Source organism: Dictyobacter aurantiacus (genome assembly GCF_003967515.1).
GTDB lineage: Bacteria > Chloroflexota > Ktedonobacteria > Ktedonobacterales > Ktedonobacteraceae > Dictyobacter > Dictyobacter aurantiacus.
Genome location: NZ_BIFQ01000002.1, coordinates 2,662,111 through 2,680,733 on the forward strand (window position 1 = coordinate 2,662,111; position 18,623 = coordinate 2,680,733).

Annotated in this window: 17 protein-coding genes and 1 pseudogene; 14 read left to right on the plus strand and 4 right to left on the minus strand. The window is 53.4% G+C overall.

Annotation, left to right across the window (positions count from 1 at the left end):
- The first annotated feature begins 166 nt into the window (after positions 1-166).
- The 3 genes from KTT_RS35585 (at position 167) to tal (ending at position 4,006) form a co-directional block, all read left to right on the plus strand.
- Positions 167-1,051, plus strand: coding sequence for an SDR family oxidoreductase (locus KTT_RS35585; protein WP_126603033.1), 885 nt, complete (start codon positions 167-169; stop codon positions 1,049-1,051).
- Between the two features lie 190 nt (positions 1,052-1,241).
- Positions 1,242-2,783, plus strand: coding sequence for an FAD-dependent monooxygenase (locus tag KTT_RS35590; RefSeq protein ID WP_126603035.1), 1,542 nt, complete (start codon positions 1,242-1,244; stop codon positions 2,781-2,783).
- A gap of 86 nt (positions 2,784-2,869) precedes the next feature.
- Positions 2,870-4,006, plus strand: coding sequence for a transaldolase (gene tal, locus KTT_RS35595; protein ID WP_126603038.1), 1,137 nt, complete (start codon positions 2,870-2,872; stop codon positions 4,004-4,006).
- A gap of 330 nt (positions 4,007-4,336) precedes the next feature.
- Here tal and KTT_RS35600 read toward each other — a convergent pair.
- Both KTT_RS35600 and KTT_RS35605 read right to left on the minus strand, forming a co-directional pair.
- Positions 4,337-4,855 (minus strand): annotated as a pseudogene (locus KTT_RS35600) (transposase); the annotation flags it as partial.
- A 383-nt stretch (positions 4,856-5,238) separates the two neighbouring features.
- Complete coding sequence (locus KTT_RS35605; protein WP_126603042.1) at positions 5,239-5,793, minus strand: TetR/AcrR family transcriptional regulator; 555 nt, start codon at positions 5,791-5,793, stop codon at positions 5,239-5,241.
- Between the two features lie 286 nt (positions 5,794-6,079).
- Here KTT_RS35605 and KTT_RS35610 point away from each other — a divergent pair, with 286 nt between their 5' ends.
- The 4 genes from KTT_RS35610 (at position 6,080) to KTT_RS35625 (ending at position 8,490) form a co-directional block, all read left to right on the plus strand.
- Positions 6,080-6,577, plus strand: a complete 498-nt coding sequence (locus KTT_RS35610; protein WP_126603044.1) for a YybH family protein — start codon at positions 6,080-6,082, stop codon at positions 6,575-6,577.
- A gap of 96 nt (positions 6,578-6,673) precedes the next feature.
- Positions 6,674-7,201, plus strand: a complete 528-nt coding sequence (locus KTT_RS35615; protein WP_126603046.1) for a YceI family protein — start codon at positions 6,674-6,676, stop codon at positions 7,199-7,201.
- A 230-nt stretch (positions 7,202-7,431) separates the two neighbouring features.
- Positions 7,432-8,193 (plus strand): class I SAM-dependent methyltransferase, encoded by a 762-nt coding sequence (locus KTT_RS35620; RefSeq protein ID WP_126603048.1) that lies wholly within the window; start codon positions 7,432-7,434, stop codon positions 8,191-8,193.
- 15 nt (positions 8,194-8,208) lie between these two features.
- Positions 8,209-8,490 (plus strand): hypothetical protein, encoded by a 282-nt coding sequence (locus KTT_RS35625; RefSeq protein WP_126603050.1) that lies wholly within the window; start codon positions 8,209-8,211, stop codon positions 8,488-8,490.
- Between the two features lie 112 nt (positions 8,491-8,602).
- On the opposite strand, the gene KTT_RS35630 is transcribed toward KTT_RS35625, so the two are convergent.
- Positions 8,603-9,100, minus strand: coding sequence for a DinB family protein (locus tag KTT_RS35630; RefSeq protein ID WP_126603052.1), 498 nt, complete (start codon positions 9,098-9,100; stop codon positions 8,603-8,605).
- Positions 9,101-9,788: 688 nt separating this feature from the next.
- Positions 9,789-10,484, minus strand: a complete 696-nt coding sequence (locus tag KTT_RS35635; RefSeq protein WP_126603054.1) for a nucleoside/nucleotide kinase family protein — start codon at positions 10,482-10,484, stop codon at positions 9,789-9,791.
- Positions 10,485-10,899: 415 nt separating this feature from the next.
- On the opposite strand from KTT_RS35635, the gene KTT_RS36890 reads away from it, so the two are divergent.
- The 7 genes from KTT_RS36890 to KTT_RS35665 all read left to right on the plus strand — a co-directional run bounded on the left by KTT_RS36890 (position 10,900) and on the right by KTT_RS35665 (position 18,461).
- On the plus strand, positions 10,900-11,070 hold the full coding sequence (locus KTT_RS36890) for a hypothetical protein (protein WP_218031088.1): 171 nt from the start codon (positions 10,900-10,902) through the stop codon (positions 11,068-11,070).
- A gap of 279 nt (positions 11,071-11,349) precedes the next feature.
- Positions 11,350-13,020, plus strand: coding sequence for an FAD-dependent monooxygenase (locus KTT_RS35645; protein ID WP_126603056.1), 1,671 nt, complete (start codon positions 11,350-11,352; stop codon positions 13,018-13,020).
- A gap of 16 nt (positions 13,021-13,036) precedes the next feature.
- Positions 13,037-14,701 (plus strand): FAD-dependent monooxygenase, encoded by a 1,665-nt coding sequence (locus tag KTT_RS35650; protein ID WP_126603058.1) that lies wholly within the window; start codon positions 13,037-13,039, stop codon positions 14,699-14,701.
- Between the two features lie 219 nt (positions 14,702-14,920).
- Positions 14,921-15,079 carry a hypothetical protein gene (locus tag KTT_RS36385; RefSeq protein ID WP_160146388.1) on the plus strand — a complete coding sequence of 53 codons (159 nt, stop codon included), beginning with the start codon at positions 14,921-14,923 and terminating at the stop codon, positions 15,077-15,079.
- 249 nt (positions 15,080-15,328) lie between these two features.
- Entirely contained in the window at positions 15,329-15,940 is a 612-nt protein-coding gene (locus KTT_RS35655) for a DUF899 domain-containing protein (RefSeq protein ID WP_126603060.1), read from the plus strand.
- A gap of 557 nt (positions 15,941-16,497) precedes the next feature.
- A complete protein-coding gene (locus KTT_RS35660; protein ID WP_126603062.1) occupies positions 16,498-17,373 on the plus strand; it encodes a 5'-3' exonuclease in 876 nt (291 codons plus the stop codon).
- 620 nt (positions 17,374-17,993) lie between these two features.
- Positions 17,994-18,461, plus strand: a complete 468-nt coding sequence (locus KTT_RS35665; RefSeq protein WP_126603064.1) for a hypothetical protein — start codon at positions 17,994-17,996, stop codon at positions 18,459-18,461.
- The last annotated feature ends 162 nt before the right edge of the window (positions 18,462-18,623 follow it).

Here is an 18,623-nt window from a genome sequence, read left to right on the forward strand (position 1 = left end):
GCGATACAGGCCAAGTCCTCAGGAGAAACTACTGGAGAAGGGCGATCTTTTTCTGCCGGATAATCCGCGTGGAGGAAGTAGCCTTTTCCCGGCGGGGCATATCCAGCAGGGAGCGACCCTGCCAGGCCATCTCGATGAAAGGCCTGAAACATATAAGGAGGGAACTATGACTGACATCATACCAATCAACAGGGGAGCGGTTGTCGTGACCGGCGCCTCTTCTGGAATGGGGCGCGCCTGTGCGCTCCTGCTGGCACAAGCGGGCTACCACGTCTTCGCGGGCGTACGGAAAGAACAGGATGCGCTCGCGCTCAAGCAGCAGGCACCTGCATCCCTCACCCCGATCTTTCTGGATGTCACTGACGCAGACTCGATAACTGCTGCCGCGATGCAGGTTACTGAAACCGTGGGAGAAGCAGGCCTGACAGGACTGGTGAACTGTGCAGGCATCGGGGTCACGGCTCCGATGGAACTCCTTCCCATTACCGAGTTGCGCCGCCAGTTCGAGATCAATGTCATCGGGCAAGTGGCCGTCACCCAGGCCTTTCTTCCGCTGATCCGCGCAGCTCGCGGGCGCATTATTCACGTTGGCTCGGTCGGAGGAAAGATTACGATTCCCTTTGGGGGTCCCCTCTGTGCATCAAAATATGCAATAGAGTCGATCAATGATGCCTTGCGCATGGAACTGGCTCTCTGGGGGATTGAGGTCTGCCTGATTGCTCCTGGCAGCATTCGCACGCCTGCAGTGGGGAAGCTGGTGAAGGATAGCGAGGCCATGATCAGCACCTTTCCAGAAGAAGGGGCCAGGCGCTATGCTGCAGCCTATCGTGCCTTTGTCCAGACCTTCGTCAAGCATGAGGAGGCCGGGGCGTGTCCAGAGGTGATGGCCGCTGTTGTGCTCAAGGCTCTCACCGCAAGGTTACCCAGAACCCGCTACCCTGTGGGACCGTTATCCAGACGTTTACCGTGGCTTTCCAGGGTTCTCCCCCCCAGGGTGTTTGATCGGGTCAAAGCCCGCCTTTTCGGCCTGCCACGGTACGTCGAAGCTTGAACCGGAAATTAAGGAAGGAACACTTTTTCACAATACCATTTGCTTGTCTGAAGGAGTGATTGCGTGAGCTCGCTTATAACTATCAACTGCACGTTTGATCAGCCCAGAGCGGGAGAAGAAAAACGTCCCTCCTTCCAGAGCATACGTTGCGGAAGAAAAACGCCAGGTGAGAGGGAAAAGGAGAACGGAAATGGACACTGATGTCTTAATTGTTGGTGCCGGCCCAACAGGTTTGATGCTGGCCTGTTGGTTAGCGCGCTTAGGGATACACCCAATGGTCATTGAGAAGAAGGCCGGTCTGACTAGCGAATCGCGAGCGGTGGGAGTACAGGCGCGCACACTGGAAACCTATGATATGCTCGGCATTGTCGATCGGGCGTTGCCACAGGGTGTACCGGTGAAAGAGATGAACCTGCTGATCAACAGGCGTCTTGTGGGGCGGGTCAAAATGGGTGAGATCGGTAAAGGGCTCTCTCCCTACCCCTACTTCTTCGTTATGAGCCAGGACAGAACTGAGCGCCTCCTGTTTGAAGCGTTCACAGAGCAGGCTGGGCAGGTGCGATGGGAAACCACGATTGGTGATCTTGTGCAGGATGAGCAGGGGGTAAACGTGGAGTTACAACGCGCCGATGGAAAAAGTGAGCGTGTGCGAGCGCGCTATGTCTGCGGCTGTGACGGGGCCAGCAGCCAGGTTCGGCACGCACTTAACCTCGATTTCCCAGGAGGAACCTATCCCCAGCATTTCTATGTGGCGGACGCGCTCATTACCTCTCCGCAGCCCGAAGGTGTGATCAGCATCAGCATCGATGGAGATCGCTTCCATGCCCTTTTCCCAATGCCCGGACCCAACCATTACCGCGTCCTGGGATATGTCCCGCCAGAGTTGACCGACAAGACGGACCTCACCTTCGAGGATGTGCGCTCCACTTTTGAGGACTCTATGGGTGCACAGGTTGCGAAAGTCTTCTGGTTTTCGACCTATAACACGCATCACCGTATCGCAGAACACTTCCAACGCGGACGAGTGTTTCTGCTGGGGGACGCGGCCCATATTCACAGTCCGGCAGGCGGACAGGGCATGAATACCGGGCTGATGGATGCCAGCAACCTGGGCTGGAAACTGGCTGCAGTCCTCCAGGGAGAGGCCGGCGAGCGCTTACTGGCCAGTTACGAGCCAGAGCGTATGGCTTTCGCGCACTTGCTGGTGGCAACCACCGATCGCGTCTTCACCGCTGCATCCAGTCCCACGTTGAGGGCGCGGCTGTTTCGCTCCGCGATTGTGGCCCCGCTTTTCTCAGGGCTTTCCCAGTTGCCTCAGATGCGCCGCTGGTTCTTCGGCACTATTTCACAGACGCGGCTCAATTACCGCCATAGTCCCATGAGCCGGGGAGCGGCCAGCCTTGTGCAGGCGGGCGATCGTTTGCCCTGGGTGAAGTGCAGCGATGGAAGCAGCAATTATGATGCTTTGTGCACTCTCAAAGTGCACTTGCAGGTCTATGGCACGGTTTCTCCAGAGATCGAGGGCTTTACCAGAGAGCATCCCGAAGTGCCAGTGAAGCAGTTCTCCTTCACTCCAGAGGCAGCACGCGCTGGTTTACAGGAAGGAGCCTGCTATCTACTGAGGCCAGATGGCTATGTCGCCTATGCCTCGCCTCAGTTCTCATCAGAGGAGTTGCTGGCTTACCTGCGGGATGTCTGGTGCTGGCGAGAGGTTGGAGCGAAGGTGGAATAGGAAAGCCCCAAGCAAGTGCTCACGAAAAGCTGGGAAAAGGGTAACGAATATCTTAGGTGAGAAATATCTATCAAGGAGACAATCACATGACGAATCCTTTATTGGAACTCAAAGCACTGGGACAAAGTGTCTGGCTCGATGACATTGATCGGAGTCACCTCCTTTCGGGGCAGTTTGCAAGCCTGGTTGACGAGGATGGCCTCTGCGGTGCGACAGGCAATCCCACCATTTTTGAGCACTCAATGACGCATGACACTACCTATGATGAACAAATGCAGCAACTGATCGCCGAGGGCAAGAACACACAGGAGATCTATGAAGCACTAGCAATGACCGATGTGCGTCTGGTAGCTGACCAGCTACGTCCCGTCTATGAGCTGACAGATGGGCAAGACGGCTTCGTAAGTATCGAAGTGTCCCCCTACCTGGCAGCCGATACCGCAGGTACTCTAACAGAGGTGCGCCGCTTCTGGCACGCGATTGCTCGACCTAACTTGATGGTGAAGATTCCCTCAACTCCGGCAGGCATTCCCGCCATTCGCCAGGCACTGGCTGAGGGCATCAACATTAATAGCACCCTCATTTTCTCAATCGAGAACTACCGCCAGGTGGTTGAGGCTTACCTCAGTGCCCTGGAAGAACGCAGTACGCAAGGCCAGGATATCAGACACATTGCCTCAGTGGCCAGCTTCTTTGTCAGTCGTGTGGATGTGTTGGTGGACCAACTGCTCACAGACCAAATGAATGCTGTGAGTGACCTGGTTCGGCAGCAGCAGCTGAGAGCCCTGCAAGGCAAGATCGCTATCGCCAATGCCCGCCTGGCGTACCAGGAGTTTAAACGGCTGTTCAGCGGGCCACGCTTCCAAGCCCTCAAGCAGCGGGGGGCACGTGTCCAACGGCCACTGTGGGCGAGCACGAGCACGAAAAATCCAGCTTACCATGATGTCTTGTATGTCGAGGAGCTGATTGGTCCCAACACTGTGGATACGATGGCTCCCACCACGATCGAGCATTTCCGCGAGCATGGACGGGTGCGTTTCTCCATCGAGGACCAGATCACAGAGGCGAAGGCTGCGCTTGCTGCACTCGAAGAAGCTGGCATCCACTATGACCAGTTTACTCAGCAGCTGCAAGACGAGGGAGTGCAGCGGTTCTCGGATTCCTTCAACCAGTTGTTTCAGTGTATTGACAACAAGCGCAAGGCCCTCGGCGGCCGGCAGTAGCGCAGAGGTGATCATCACGACAGCTTTCCTGTCCTGGTTTGAGTGAAAAAGTATTGTCCAGGATTGAAGGTGGTGAAACTGTCCAGTACCTGATATCGTCGTTCTCCCGCAGAAATGGTGCTCAGCAATATCAAGAGATATCGCTGAGCACTTGTTGGCGTAAGAGCTCGACACAGCCACGTCCATACATCGAGCACTTGATCAGTTTGAGTCGATGCTCCAGTGCTGTTGTCGATAAAAGAAAAGGGGCTCTCCACTTCTTCCTCTCCCCGACGGAATCAGTATCTTGGGAGTTGAAGCCTCAGACACTGGCTTGATGGTGAGCATTATGTAAGCGCCATCCCACAGCACATGCTCAAGGTGATGGGGAAATGTGTCCAGCACGTCGACCACGGGCTGATTATCGTCGAGACTGGCTTTGGTGAGCACAAAGCCGAGAATGAGACCAGTGAGGCTCACAACGATATGCAATTTGCAGCCAAAGTACTTCATGGCTTTGCTGCTACAAATCCCATAGTCGGCATGACCAGCAAAATCGCTAGCTTGTTTGCGGCGTTTGTAGCTCACGCAGGGGACCGGAGCTGAGCCAATGGCTGCTATCTTCTCGAAACAAAGGCCCTCTTGCACCAGTTGCAAGCTGGTGCGGACGGCCAAAATCACTGACCAAAGCGAACGCTTGCGACGATTGTAGCGGGTGCGTTCATTGAGTCTAGGAAAGAAGACCCGTAGACTGGCAGCATACAGTCGGAAGAAGTGATCTTCTCGCGGTTTGCCGATGAGTTCCTGATAGAGCGCGATGGTCACCAACTCACTGTCGGAGAGTTGTGGTGTTATTCCAGGCCGCTGTAAGGGATTCAAGAATAATTAATTATTCCGGATAGCTGGAGGTGAGAGCCACACGTACAGGGCGCGGCTCGATCTTTGTAAGCTTTTTCATGAGGAAAAATGTCGGGACTCCAACCTCGCCAGAATAGCCTCACGCGGGCTCGGTTTTGCCTGCATTAGAAACTTTTGAGGTTCATGAAAGATATTCAATAATTAGATGCTCGGTATAATAAATAGGATTTCTATGGTCTGCGACGATATTTCAGGTGAATTTGCTGTCCCCACACGTCTCCACCAATTCATGTGGCTTTACCCGGGGAGTATGCAAACTGAGACAACAACATACTACGCTTTCACCACATTTGAGACAGTTTCCGAAATTGGGCAAGAATCGTTGCTGTTCCGGATCATGGTGAGACATTTAACCAGATCTCAATGAGTTGTTTGGTGATGACTCCAAAGTCGAGCGGTATTTCTTCCTGCATTCCCGTTCGCACCCATTGTTCAATCACGCCAATAGCGCCATTGATAATGAAGGTACTGAATATATCCAGTTGGTGTTCGGTCGCCTGAGGATAGAGTTGGTGCCAGCTGGCTACCATCCTGGCTTGTGGAACTTCCATGATTTTTTTTAAGAACCGTTTATCTCCGTTTTCCGAAAAAAGGATTTTGAAGAGGTCCGCATCTTTTTTCACAATTGTGAACACTTTTTTGGCAAAGTTAGTCACATCTTGACTTGCCGTGGTGATCACTGCGAAGAGTTCCTCAAAAGCTTCGTCTTCCATTTGTTCTAAAAGATCAAAGGGATCGTGATAATGCGTGTAAAACGTAGCGCGGTTGATCTGCGCCAGTTCACAGATTTCTTTCACTGTAATTTTTTGGATGGGTTTCTCGGTCAGCAGTTTTAGAAGGCTTTCTTTGATTACCTTCCTGGTATAGCGCACACGAGCATCCGTTTTCATGCTTTCCCTCCGCCTCGAATCAATCGCGATCTAGTCAACAAATTGCTCAATAGTGGCGTTTTTCTCTCAGATTATGTGGATAACGTTGTTTTTCTTTCATCTGGTGCGAGATTGCTGGTTGACTCTGAGTTTCCCTGCCATCATACTAGACATATGAAAAAAAACAACATCTGTTTATCGAAATCGATTATCGTTCGACACAGCGAACAAAAGAGAGAGGTACAAACCCGGTAAACGCTGTATTTCTCTCTTCACACATGAAATAGAGACACGAAGGAGAAAACCGATGAGCGATTTTCAGGCCATTGCTGATCGCTGCGAAATTGAGGTACTACGCGGCGAGTTCACTGATGCGGTGATGATGCAAGATTACGACCGCCTCGCAGCGCTATTCACAGAGGACGGCGTGGTGCAGATTCCTCATATCAATGCCAGAGCCGCCAGTCGAAGAGAGATCCGCGCCAGTTTCGAGCGGCTCCAGGGTCTGTTAGACTACTTTGTGCAAACTACGCACTCGGGCACGATTCGGCTCGAGGGCGATACCGCAGTCGGACGTACCTACGTCTCAGAGCTTGGACGGAGGCGCGACGGTGGCTCGGAGTTGAACTATGCTATTTATCACGACTGTTACCGGCGCACTGAAGACGGCTGGAAGTTCTCCGAGCGCGTCTACGAGGTCAGATATCTCGACACCACTCCGCTGGCTGGCTCGGTCCCTCACACAGCGGGGACTCTGGCCAAAGAATCGACCAGGAACATGCCCTTAACAAAAGCACAACAGTAATTCTGTCTTTACCAGAATCTCAGGACAGCCGCTCAATATCACATATACATCGGTGAGAGGCTTTTCTCGCAGAAGTGCTTCTCAAGGGGGATTACCATGCTCTGGGAAATCGATTCCAATCGTTCACGGGTGTCGTTTGCTATTCGCGTCATGTCGATTACTACAACGCGAGGAAGTTTCGGCACGCTACAAGGTCAGCTTCATATTGATGAGCAAACCCCTGCCAATTCCTGGGTAGAGGCTGAAGTCGACGTGGCCAGTATCAATACGCATAATAGAATGCGCGATAACCATCTACGTTCTAATGCCTTCTTCGCCGTGAAAAAATATCCCACCAATGCTTTTAAGAGTACAGAAGTCGAGCATATCGGTGGCTCTGCCTATAAAGTGACGGGGACACTGGCACTTCTTGGGACAACGAAATCCATCACCTTCGATGTCACATATAACGCTCAGAGCTCCAGAGTAGATGCCTATGCAAATTTAACTGCCAGGGCGACTATTAACCGTGAAGATTTGGGTTGGAGCATGCTTGTACACTCTGCGGCAGACAAAACAGCCACTATCGAGATAGCTCTCGTCGCTGTTCAGAAGGTAGACTCGGCTTATCCTCGCCTCACGTGAGGCTAACCCTCGTCAGGCGAAGATCACCTTCTCTCGTTTTAGCTATGTCGTTCAAGAGAATCACTACAACTACCACAATGAGGCTTTTCTAAATCTAGAATGCCTTAGTCGAGCCGTGAGCGGCTTCGGGAGAGTTTTTTTGACGCAGGATTGATGCTTCAGTATACGCGTATCCTAGTGGATGAAGCTACTCTGTATCTGCAAGCTATGAACAAAGCTGGAGTGTAAAGATGACTGATGTGGCACAGCATTATGAGCAGTTACTTGCCGAATACTATAGCTGGATGTTCGGGCCCTTTGATGAGAAGGTGGCCGAGCAACGGGCTTTATTTGAGCGCTGGGGCGTTGTTGCGAGTGGCACGGGGACGGCACTGGATCTGGGGAGTGGGTCTGGCTTTCAATCGATTGCTCTGGTCGATCTGGGCTTTCGTGTGATGGCCATCGATCTGAGCCAGCGCCTGCTGATGGAACTGGTCGAGCGCAAGGGCGAACGCGCCATTGTCCCTATACAAGGCGATATCCGGGACGTTGTGCGGCTGGTTGATACTCCAGTTGATCTCGTTGTCTGCATGGGTGATACGCTGCCTCACCTGGAGAGCAGGGATGAGGTGCTGCAATTGCTGCGCGCCATTCATCACCTGCTTGTGCCGGGTGGGCGATGCGTGCTCAGTTTTCGCGACCTCTCTGTTGAGCAGCGGGGCCTGGATCGCTTTATCCCGGTGCGCAGTGATGCTAGTACTATCCTGACCTGCTTCCTTGAGTATGAGCCCGCGCAAGTGGTGGTGCATGATCTGCTCTACGTGCGCGAGGGCGAGCAGTGGACGTTGCGCAAGAGTAGCTATCGCAAACTGCGCCTGTCAAGTTCCTGGCTTGTGGCTCAACTACAAGCGATTGGTTTCATGGTGGAGGTCCAGGAGTCGCAGCGCGGCATGTCTTTCCTTGGCGTTCGTAAACATAACGATGCGAAGAGTATTGAAACGAGTGATGATTAGCAAAGGATGAGAGCAATGTTGGATTATCTGCGCTTCACCTGTGATCTGAATCAGGGTGCAGGTAAGGAAAGAGAGGCGGCATTTATGCAAGCAAAGAAACGTGCACATTCACTCGTCATCCATATTGTGCTCTGTATTATTGTGCTCGCATTCATTGTTCCTGTGTTGGCGCTGATCTCGGCATCGCTCAAATCACAGGCGCAAAACTCTCTGCTCCTGTCCATAAGGAAGCAGTCTTGCAGTCGTAGCTGCGACGGTGATGCGGGAGAGGAGGGAATTTTTTGTGTTGTGCAATAAAGTGAAGTAGGGTCTATTTTATCGCTTTTGTTCTCTGGTGGAGAGAAGGACCGGAGCGTGGGCCTGATTCTCACCTACAGATCTTAAGTGCGAATAGATCTTATTGCTTGATTTACCCGCATTTCAACGCTGCCTCATTATATGCCCAAACATCCAGCGAGGGCGGCTGAATGCTGAGCTGGGTGAGAGTCGTGCAGATTTGAGAGCGGTGGTCGATGCCGTGATCAATGAACTGGATGACCGTGACCAGGAGCGGCGCCCTGTAGATGCCTTCAAACAGGAGTTGGATTACTTGGAGTTGTTCCGGTGTGACCTGCTCGGTAAAGGCGATCATGGCCGAGCTTGTGCTGCGGGCACGCTCGCGCAGTTCGGCGAAGGAGCGCGAGGCTCCCTCATCCTCGAGTAGAGGCGGCGTGGTCGGGAAGCTACCCATCGAGCTGGCCGCATAGTTCTCCTCAGCGCCTAGCATATGCTTGAGGGTGACGCGGATACTACCGTGGGTGCCAGGGAAAACGGCATCGAGCTGGGTATCAGTAAGCTGTTCGCAGGTGTCGAGCAAGCGCTGGTTGGCCCAGAGGTTGTATTTGAAGAAGTCGGAAAGTCCGGTAATATATGTTACCTTTCAATGTTGCATTACTACTTTCATCTCACGACGACATAATCGCGCATCAGTAGTATGTAAGTGATGGCGATCTACGCGATTTTACAGCTGTATTTCCAGCATGAGTAGCATGAAGTTAGCGCACCACTGGCGTCATGGTCGGACGGAACCCCTTTGAGATGATGTTATCGGTACGTACTATAGCTGAACAAGAGACGATTGTCAAAGCTTCAGTGCTGTCCGATCTCTCTGACTATCTTCAAAATCGATGCCAGTTAAGAGGACATCTAACCAGCAAATACCTCACACATCTTTTCTCGTTTGTTCTCCGCTGATCTTTACACAACAATCGGCATGGCACCGCGACGGCTGCCGTGATATTTACTTAGAGTTTTTGAGCATTGCACGAAGTAGCATTTTCTTCACTTCTTTACGGTTCCCTCTTGTGGATTCTCACATAAATATTCGTTTTTCAATCAGATAACTTTTCCATAAATTCCTCTACTTCGGCCTGGAGAGACGGTTTGCAGGGAAGAAGACGCCCCGTGTTTTTCACATAAATTTACCCTGCTGTATTTTCAAAAAGAAAGAGAGAATAGACAGCAGGATAAAGCAAAATTCTCACATAAATATTCGTTAATGTTGAGTTTTTAATCTGTTTTCTGCGCTACGGAGGAGCCATTCGCGTGCTCTTTTCTTACGGCTCAAGTGAAGAGAGGCTTACGGTTTGAGAAGGGAAGAGCAATTGTGGGAAGGATGGGTCGTTGTTGTCAACGAGAACGTTTGCTTGTTCATGCGGACGGGCAATCTGATAATAGAGGCGTTGTCCAGGTTGATAGCGCTGGAGATAACGCGTCCGAATCACTTCCTCTGAGCCAAAAAGGGACAGGTCGCGCCGCAAGGCACGCTGCAACGCTCGTTCCATCTTCACATAGACAAAGATGCGATAATCCCACTGATGCACTAATTCAGGACGCAAGAGAAAGACTCCATCAAAAAGCAGAACAGCGTTCGGTGGAGCTTCCTGCAATGGAGTGACCAGAGGCGTATCTGTACGAAAGTCGAAGACAACTCGCCCGTAGTATCCATTCCCCTGTGGCCCAAGTGGGTCAAGCAACACAGTACGTAGGGAGGCATAATCAAAGGAGTCTTCATAGTAGCCTTCCGGTGAAAGGGAGCCCCGCTTCAGCCGAACGCTACGAGGTTGATGAAAGCCATCAACCGAAGCACGGATGACCGGCCTTCCCTGCGCCTCAATCAGCGGAGCCAATTCGTCAGCCAGGGTTGTTTTGCCTGCTGCGTCGATTCCATCAAGGGCGACTCGAAGCGTATGCTTGGAGGACAGCGAACAAAGCGTTGCGCTTAGATCATGGAGCAGTTGGTCTCGTGTCATACTCATCTCTCTTTCTCACATATTCGTTTACTGTTGAGTCTTAATCTGTTTTCTGCTAGTTGTCAGCTATGGCCCAATCTGGTCCTTGTAAGGTCCAGCGCAGCTCCTCTCTTAGCAGAGGCGTTTTTCGTGGAGGATGGGAGGGAAACTTTTGCCGGTCTCTGACCTTTTTCATGCTCCATCGCGCTCCACAGGTTTGGCATTCGACATGCCAACTCACGCATTGCCTGAGTTGTGAGACATAATACGCTCCCTGTCATTTATCTGACAATTCTTCCAGATTGTACCTTGTTTTTCAAAAACCGGTAGACTACGCTTTTCTTAGAAAAGGCAGACTGTTACTTAGTAACATCATATACCAGAACGGTACCCCTCTCAACAAGAGAGATCTTTTTGAGAAGAAAGAGAAAAACGCATGACATCAGAAGCGTTGAAGGCCATACGCGACTACTTCATTCATGTGATGCTGGCGGAGGATATGCTGTTTGAGCGCTGGACGATGCTCTCAGCCCTGGCCCGCGAGACCAAACCGGTGCGTATCGGACAATCCTGGCCTATAATAGCTACCGCGATCCCAGGCTACTGATACAGATGACCCCGACCGTCGATGTGTTCTCGCATGGACGCCTCACTGTGGGCATAGGAGCAGGCGATTATGAAGAGGAGTTTTTCGCATATGGTTACACCTATCCTGATGCTCCTACACGCCTTCCTGTGGACCCAGGATGAGCCTAACTTAAGGTTAGGTACATGGTGTGATCAATAAGCCCAAAGAAGTCCAGCATCCCCATATCCCCTTGCTCATTGGCGGCGCAACTGTTTGTTATATCACAGGAATAGCATGCAAAGTAAAAAGGATGATCTCATGACGCAGAATGATTCTCGGGCGCAGGAGCAGGTTCCCGTTTTGATTGTTGGAGCGGGTGGCGCAGGCTTATCCCTCTCGCTGCTGTTGCTCCAGCAAGGGATCCGCCCGCTGTTGATCGAGCGGCGAGATGCTATCTCGGTCTATCCACGCGCGCGCAATCTCAATTTCCGCACGCTGGAAGTGTTACGTGGGCTAGGACTCGAAACCGAGGTTCGGGAGGCCGGTGCAAGAATCTCGCAGGTCATCACGAAAGAAACCCTTGCCTCAGAGCAAGAACAGATCTTCGATCCGACCAGCCTGATGGAACGCGTCGATACATTGAGCCCCGACCCATTCGGATGGCATTGTCCGCAGAGCCGGCTTGAACCAGTCTTGCTCGAAGCCTCCAGGAAACGCGGTGGTGATGTGCGCTACCATACAGAGCTCGTTTCTTTCGCCCAGGATGACAGCGGCGTGACTGCTACCTTGCAGAATCGTGCCACCGGAAGATTCTCTGTGGTGCGATCAGATTACCTGATCGCGGCTGACGGCGCTCATAGCCGCATTCGCGAGACACTTGGCATCGCATCGCAGGGGATGGGCGTGCTTCCTGAGCACTTCATCTTTGTCTACTTCCGCGCTCCCTGGCAGGAACTTATCGCAGGGCGTGAAGCTGATGGATTTGTCATCAAGAATGCCGATGTCCAGGGCATTTTCCTGCTGGCCAAAGATGATCTAGGCATGTTTATGATTACCTACCGACCTGCTCTGGGCGAAGCTATGCAGGATTTTACCGCAGAGCATTGTAAAGACCTAGTGCAAAAGGCACTGGGGACACCGGAAATGCCTGTTGAGATCGTGGATATTGCACCGTGGCAACCCGCTGAAAGCGTGGCGACCCATTTTCAGCAAGGGCGCGTCTTCCTGGTTGGGGATGCCGCCCATACCATGCCTGCTTACAAAGGGCTTGGCGTTAACACGGCGATTCAGAGTGCGCAGAATCTAGGCTGGAAACTGGCTGCCGTTCTACGTAGAGAGGCACCGCCAGCGCTTCTGGAAACCTACCAGCAGGAGCGACACCCTGTTGGATGCCTTGCTGCCCGGCAGTCGCTCACAGGGCCAGGAGCAGCCTGGCTGGCGGAGGGCATAAAGAGTGAACTCTTACCTGTAGAGAAGGAGCTCCCGCTCTTTTATCCCATAGTAGGCTATCGCTATCGTTCCCAGGCAATCCTCGCGGAGGATGCCGTTCCACCAGTGCCGGAGGAGATCATGCTGCTAGAACGTGAAGAGCTTACCGGCCTTCCTGGCACGCGCGTCCCGCATCTATGGTTGGAACGGCAGGGGCAACGCATCTCGACGCTGGACCTGTTGGATGGCCACTTCATATTCCTCACCGGTGCAGGGGGAGCTGCCTGGTGTGAGGCCGCAAAGACCGTTGCCCAGGCACAAGGGATCGCTCTTTCGGCGTACCGTCTTGGACCAGATGCCGACCTGCTTGATGAGGAAAACGCTGGACCGACGAAGCTGGGAATCTCATCTACGGGAGCAATGTTGGTTCGGCCCGATGGTTTTGTTGCCTGGCGCAGCAGTACCATGTCCATGAATCCAGTACACCAGCTTGAACAGGTGCTCTCGCACATCTTGTGCCGACCACCCGCTCTACGTGAAAGCAACATGAGACAGATTTGAGGAAGGATACCAAAAGATGACAGACGTATCTCAGACGCGTGCCGCACACGACGTGCTGATAGTTGGGGCAGGACCGGTTGGCCTGACTCTGGCGAATGACCTGCTGCGCCGGGGCATCTCTTGCCGCCTGATCGATAGCGCGCCCCGGGCCGCCCAGAAGACCAAGGCACTGGGCATCCACGCGAAAACGCTGGAACTCTTCGCGAAGATGGGTGTGGCTCACACCGCCATTGAGCGCGGACTCAAGTCACCCGCGTTTCGTCTCTCCAGTGACGGCAAGCGCATCGCCAGGATCGACTTCCAGGAGCACCTGCTTGAGAGTCCCTATCCCTATGTGTTGATGCTGCCACAACACGAGACGGAACAGTTGCTGACAGCACACTTGCACAGCCAGCATGGTGCCATTGAATGGCGAGCGGAACTGATCGGTGTCACACAGGATGAACAGGGAGCAGATGCGGTGGTGCGCCATGCTGATGGGAAGGTCGAACAGATCCGGGTGGGCTTTGTGGTCGGCTGCGATGGGGCGCACAGTACGGTCCGTCACCTGCTCGGCCTCCATTTTGCCGGGACGACCTTTGAGCAGAGCTTTGCCGTGGGCAACGTGCGTCTGGCATGGGCGCTGCCTTACGATGAGATTGTCGCCTGTGTCCATCGGGGCAGCTTCATTGCGTACTTTCCGATGGCTGATGGACGCCATCGCGTGGTCATTGCCTATGAGCTGGAGAAAGTTCCTCCAGGAGAGGTCACGCTGGAAGAAATTCAGCGGGTCATTGAGACCTGCGGTCCGGTGGGAGCACGTGCCTCGGAGCCAGCGGACCTCACCCGTTTTCATGTCAATCAACGCCGAGCTGAACACTATCGTTGTGGCCGGATCTTTCTGGCAGGGGACGCCGCTCACATTCATTCACCGATTGGTGCCCAGGGAATGAATACTGGTATCCAGGATGCGTTGAATCTGAGTTGGAAACTCGCGCTCACGATCAAGGGGTTGGCTGCTCCACGCCTGCTGGAGAGCTATGAAGTGGAGCGCGAACAGGTGGGAGAAGCCTTATTGCGTGGAACCGAACGTGCCACCCGTCTGGCACTCACCCGCAATCCGCTGCTGTTGGGGCTGCGCACTGCACTAGCCCCGCTCTTCTTTTCCTCGCTTCCTGGTACAGCGCATCGGCTGGCAGAAGCGCTCTCTGAGATCAGTATCGCCTATCCGCAGAGTCCCATCGTGGTCGATAGCCGCGATAAAAAAGGAACGCTGCTCGCTGGTGACCGTGCCCCGAACGCCCTGATACGCGTGGGCGGAAGCGCAGAATCCTGTCCCCTCTTCGAGATCTTCAAGAGCCCACGTTCGATCCTGCTCGTGCTTGCGGCACGGCAGGAAGCAGAGGCAGTCGAGCGACACTGGCGTGAGGTGGAAGCCCTGCTCTCGACTGACTATCAGGAGATGATCGAGCTCTACCTGGTCACGCAGAGCGCGGTTTCTGGAGTGCAACAGGAGGGCAAACATATCCTGTATGACGTCACCGGGGAACTGCACCGGCGTTATGAAGCCGAGCAGGGAGGAGTGGTCTTGATCCGCCCCGATGGTTATATTGGCTTTTGGGGACAAGCTGGTGTGACCGAGGCTTTGCGTAGCTATGTACAGAGCCTGTTTTGTCCGCAGAGGGAAAGGCGGCCATCATGAACCTTCTCGCAAGAGGTAGCCATCATGAGCATGGATGCACACCGCTCCTGCTACTGTTGTGTTTTTTACGCCTATCTCACACATCAATAGGCGTGCGTATCAATCCAAGTTCTCACGTGCACATGTGATCATTGTATTACGACCCAATAATGGTTGTATTGCAGCACTTTTCAGTCCATCAAATGAACGTGTACAAACATCGTGGAGGAGTAATACAGAGTGGAAGCGGTGCACGATGTGGGCCAGTTCCTGGTCGGTAGCTGGGAGACGACAGAGGCGCAGCTGCCTCAGGCTGTCGAGCAAGCACCGCAGGAGCGCGGCGAGTTGTGCATCGGTGAGGCCATGTGGGTTGGTTCTGGGTGTGCTTTTGAAGCATGAAGAGCGACCCGTGGTCGCGTGCGGTCGGTACTGATCATTCTGTGGCGCAAGACGCTGCGCGGCATCGTCGTTTCCATGGTATCCCTCCTCCAGGTGGAATGAGTGTCTGTTGCGTCCTTCTCAAGAGAGCAAGATGCAAGAAGTTTTTCTGGTTGGTTTCTTGTAGAGTACATCTACGTGCACATCACACGTGCTCTCGTGATGGGAGCGAAGCAGAACAATCCGGTCGTCAAAAGAATGGAGGACTTTATGAGTTACCCAACAGTTGTCTCTCGGGAGGAGTGGCTTGCTGCCCGTGAGGAGCTATTGAAGAAGGAGAAGGAACTTACCCACGCAAAGGACCAGCTCGCCGCAACGCGTCGCAAGCTGCCTATGGTCAAGATCGAGAAGGGATACGTTTTTGAGGGGCCAAACGGTAAGGTGAGTCTGCTCGATCTCTTCGAGGGACGCACCCAGTTGATCCTCTACCACTTCATGTATGGTCCCGACTGGGAGAAGGGCTGCATGGGCTGCACGAACTTGGTCAATGAGATGTGCTACATCCCTACTCTTCATGAGAAGAACACCTCTGTGGCCGTCGTCTCGCGTGCACCCCTTGCCAAACTTGAGGCATGGAAGGAGCAGATGGGCTGGACCGTTCCCTGGTTCTCCTCATATGGCAGCGATTTTAACTTCGATTTCGATGTGTCGAACGATGAAGGCGAGGTTTCGTCGTTGAGTGTCTTCCAGCGCGACGGAGATACCATCTATCACACGTACCAGACGTTCCAGCGCGGTGTTGATATCCTGCTGAATTCGTACAACTATCTCGAATTGACCCCGCTCGGACGGCAGGAGGAATGGGAAAAGCGACTTGGGTGAGCCGCCTCCTGGCAATATGATCCCTGCTATCGCGCAGTTCTTCGCTCACCGGAACCTAAGATGAGACATCTCGAACCATTTTTCACTTCCTCACGTGCGTAGCGACCTGTGGTGGGGTTGGAGCGGAAGCCCGGGCTTTTGGGTACGTGTGATGGTCATGGACTGGTGGCACCCAATTATGATCATTGTAAGGAGCGGAAGAGCGGGTCACTTGCTCCATCAGGAGTGAACTTCCTCATCTGTCCAGCAACAGGGGCTCGCTCCCCTACCCGCAGGATAGTGGGTGGGAGGTATGGGTAGCATGTCTGCATGGCCACATTGGAACGCGGTAGTGTTGTGCTGTGTGTGGTGGTGAGCGTGACGAGAGGACGCAGCGCAATGAGGCTCCCCTGTATCTCCCTGCGCCTTTGTATCCTCAGAGCTCCCAGGAGTGAAACACATGAATGAAACAAGCGAACGCAGGCGTTGGAGGATATGCCTTCACGTGCCCTCTGATGATGTCTCTTTGAGCAGCGATTGGATCCTGCTGAACAGATGGAAGGAGCACCGGATATTCTATGAAGATCTACCTGGTGGATGGTACCTATGAGCTGTTTCGCAATCACTTCGGCGCGCCGCCGCGCAAGGCACCGGATGGGCGCGAGGTCGGCGCAACGTTGGGCCTTTTACGCAGCCTGCTGATGCTGTTGACGACGCCTGGCGTCACCCACGTGGCCTGTGCGTTCGATCATGTGATTGAGTCCTTTCGGAACGACCTGTATCCCGGCTACAAGACTGGTGTGGGTGTTGACCCCAATCTGATCGCCCAGTTCCCGCTGGCCGAAGAGGCGGTTTCCTCGCTTGGGCTGGTGGTCTGGTCGATGGTAGAGTTTGAGGCCGACGACGCCCTGTCCAGCGCGACCTCCCGCTTCAAGAACGAAGATGGAGTCGAACAGATCGTGATCTGCTCGCCGGATAAGGATCTCGCCCAGCTGGTCTCTGGAAGCCGCATTGTTGGCTGGAACCGTCGCCGCAATATGTTCATCGATGAGGCAGGCGTGATGGAGAAATTTGGCGTACGCCCACCGTCGATCCCCGACTGGCTGGGGCTGGTGGGTGATGCGGCTGACGGCTTCCCCGGTATCCCGGGCTGGGGTGAAAAATCCGCGGCGGCCGTGCTTGCGAAATACGAGCACCTGGAGGCGATCCCTGCAGCCCCGCAAACCTGGGGATTGAGTGCCAGCCGCGCGGCTCGCCTGGCCGAGAGCCTGGCCCAGCACAGGGATGAGGCGCTGCTTTTCCGCACACTGGCGACACTGCGCGAGGATGTGCCATTGAAGGAAACGCTCGCCGATCTGGAATGGCAGGGCGCCTACACACGGCTGAAAGATATCTGCCACCGGTTGGGCGATGAAAAGTTCCCCGGGCGTGTTCCGAAGTGGCGCGAGAGATGAATGTCACTCTTTGCTGATGACGAGCTACGACGTGTGGTGCCTGGTTGTGCTGTGTGGTGACGAATGGGAGAGAGATGAGCTGGAAGATGTCGTTGTGTGTCGTTGTATGCAGTGTGATGCAGGAACGCGCCATGCGGTGCAGCACCGTGCCGTTTCGCGCCTTCTGACGACTCGTGGCGACTTGCCACGACGAGAATATGCGGCGGTGCGTTGGCATATCTGCTGAGCTATGGGTGTGGCGTGAGAGCAGAGGAGGAGGTGTGTGCTGCTGGATCGAGCGTGAGAGGAGTGCTGCAGGAGCGGGAGAGGAGCGAAAGAGGCAGAAAAAAAGAGCGGCGCGTGATGGCCGCTCAAAAAAGCTTACCTATGAGGAAACGGGAGGAAAAATGCTCAATGCAATTTTTTTCTGTCATACCCATGTCATTATCGTACGCTCATCTCCATGCACCCTCTATCCTGTGGATAGACATTTTTGATTTTTGGTCTATATCTGTCACCTGTTTGTCATTCACATACAGCTCTATCTTACAGTAACATGAAGAGTAGAATGCAGATGAATGAGATCCTTTGTTCTCATACTAGGCCGTTATCTTAAATGTATCAACATGGAGGAATATTTCATGAATAAAATTCACATAGCAGTCAGGACAACTGTTTCCCCTGAGCGAGTTGTTCAAGCGTTGACTGATTTTAATCCACAAAGAACAAAGCTTTTGTCCAACATTGACCCTCGCTTTTATCAATTGCACTCAGTTGGTACGACTTCTGCTGATGTAACCGAGGGTTCAAATTTCCTCGGCGGCATCTGGGAACGCTCTACCTATGATTGGTCGCAGCCTGGCGAAATTCACATCACTCTGCAATCTTCCAATGCCTTTGTTCCTGGTGGTTACTGGCATTACCATGTTGCACGCACTGAAGACGGGGAGAGTCTGGTAGAACTCACAGTGGACCGAAGAGGCAAAAATTTGAAAGGCTATGTGCTGACCACGCTCTTGAGCTTCTTGGGACGGAAGCTTTTTAGTCAGAGTCTTGCTCAAACGTTGAAGAGTCTGGAAGCGGAAGCTATGGTTTCCTCTCAATCATGATACGTGGATATAGATCCCACGAGACGCTCATGTAGGACTACACCAAGTGGCAGAACACGGTGTGTCAGAGATGGGAATGAAAAATGGGCTCTACGAACAACGTGATGAGTGTGCCGATGTTGTATGCGGGGTAGGTGCGCAAGAGCTCGATTGCCAAGTTGA

What these genes read in the sequence shown, in the direction of transcription:
- KTT_RS35665 (WP_126603064.1), top strand. Translation starts at nt 17,994, where the DNA reads ATGAATAAAATTCACATAGCAGTCAGGACAACTGTTTCCCCTGAGCGA.
- KTT_RS35590 (WP_126603035.1), top strand. Translation starts at nt 1,242, where the DNA reads ATGGACACTGATGTCTTAATTGTTGGTGCCGGCCCAACAGGTTTGATG.
- KTT_RS35620 (WP_126603048.1), top strand. Translation starts at nt 7,432, where the DNA reads ATGACTGATGTGGCACAGCATTATGAGCAGTTACTTGCCGAATACTAT.
- tal (WP_126603038.1), top strand. Translation starts at nt 2,870, where the DNA reads ATGACGAATCCTTTATTGGAACTCAAAGCACTGGGACAAAGTGTCTGG.
- KTT_RS35615 (WP_126603046.1), top strand. Translation starts at nt 6,674, where the DNA reads ATGCTCTGGGAAATCGATTCCAATCGTTCACGGGTGTCGTTTGCTATT.
- KTT_RS35625 (WP_126603050.1), top strand. Translation starts at nt 8,209, where the DNA reads ATGTTGGATTATCTGCGCTTCACCTGTGATCTGAATCAGGGTGCAGGT.
- KTT_RS36890 (WP_218031088.1), top strand. Translation starts at nt 10,900, where the DNA reads ATGACATCAGAAGCGTTGAAGGCCATACGCGACTACTTCATTCATGTG.
- KTT_RS35660 (WP_126603062.1), top strand. Translation starts at nt 16,498, where the DNA reads ATGAAGATCTACCTGGTGGATGGTACCTATGAGCTGTTTCGCAATCAC.
- KTT_RS35650 (WP_126603058.1), top strand. Translation starts at nt 13,037, where the DNA reads ATGACAGACGTATCTCAGACGCGTGCCGCACACGACGTGCTGATAGTT.
- KTT_RS35635 (WP_126603054.1), bottom strand. Translation starts at nt 10,484, where the DNA reads ATGACACGAGACCAACTGCTCCATGATCTAAGCGCAACGCTTTGTTCG.
- KTT_RS35585 (WP_126603033.1), top strand. Translation starts at nt 167, where the DNA reads ATGACTGACATCATACCAATCAACAGGGGAGCGGTTGTCGTGACCGGC.
- KTT_RS35655 (WP_126603060.1), top strand. Translation starts at nt 15,329, where the DNA reads ATGAGTTACCCAACAGTTGTCTCTCGGGAGGAGTGGCTTGCTGCCCGT.
- KTT_RS35610 (WP_126603044.1), top strand. Translation starts at nt 6,080, where the DNA reads ATGAGCGATTTTCAGGCCATTGCTGATCGCTGCGAAATTGAGGTACTA.
- KTT_RS35645 (WP_126603056.1), top strand. Translation starts at nt 11,350, where the DNA reads ATGACGCAGAATGATTCTCGGGCGCAGGAGCAGGTTCCCGTTTTGATT.
- KTT_RS35605 (WP_126603042.1), bottom strand. Translation starts at nt 5,793, where the DNA reads ATGAAAACGGATGCTCGTGTGCGCTATACCAGGAAGGTAATCAAAGAA.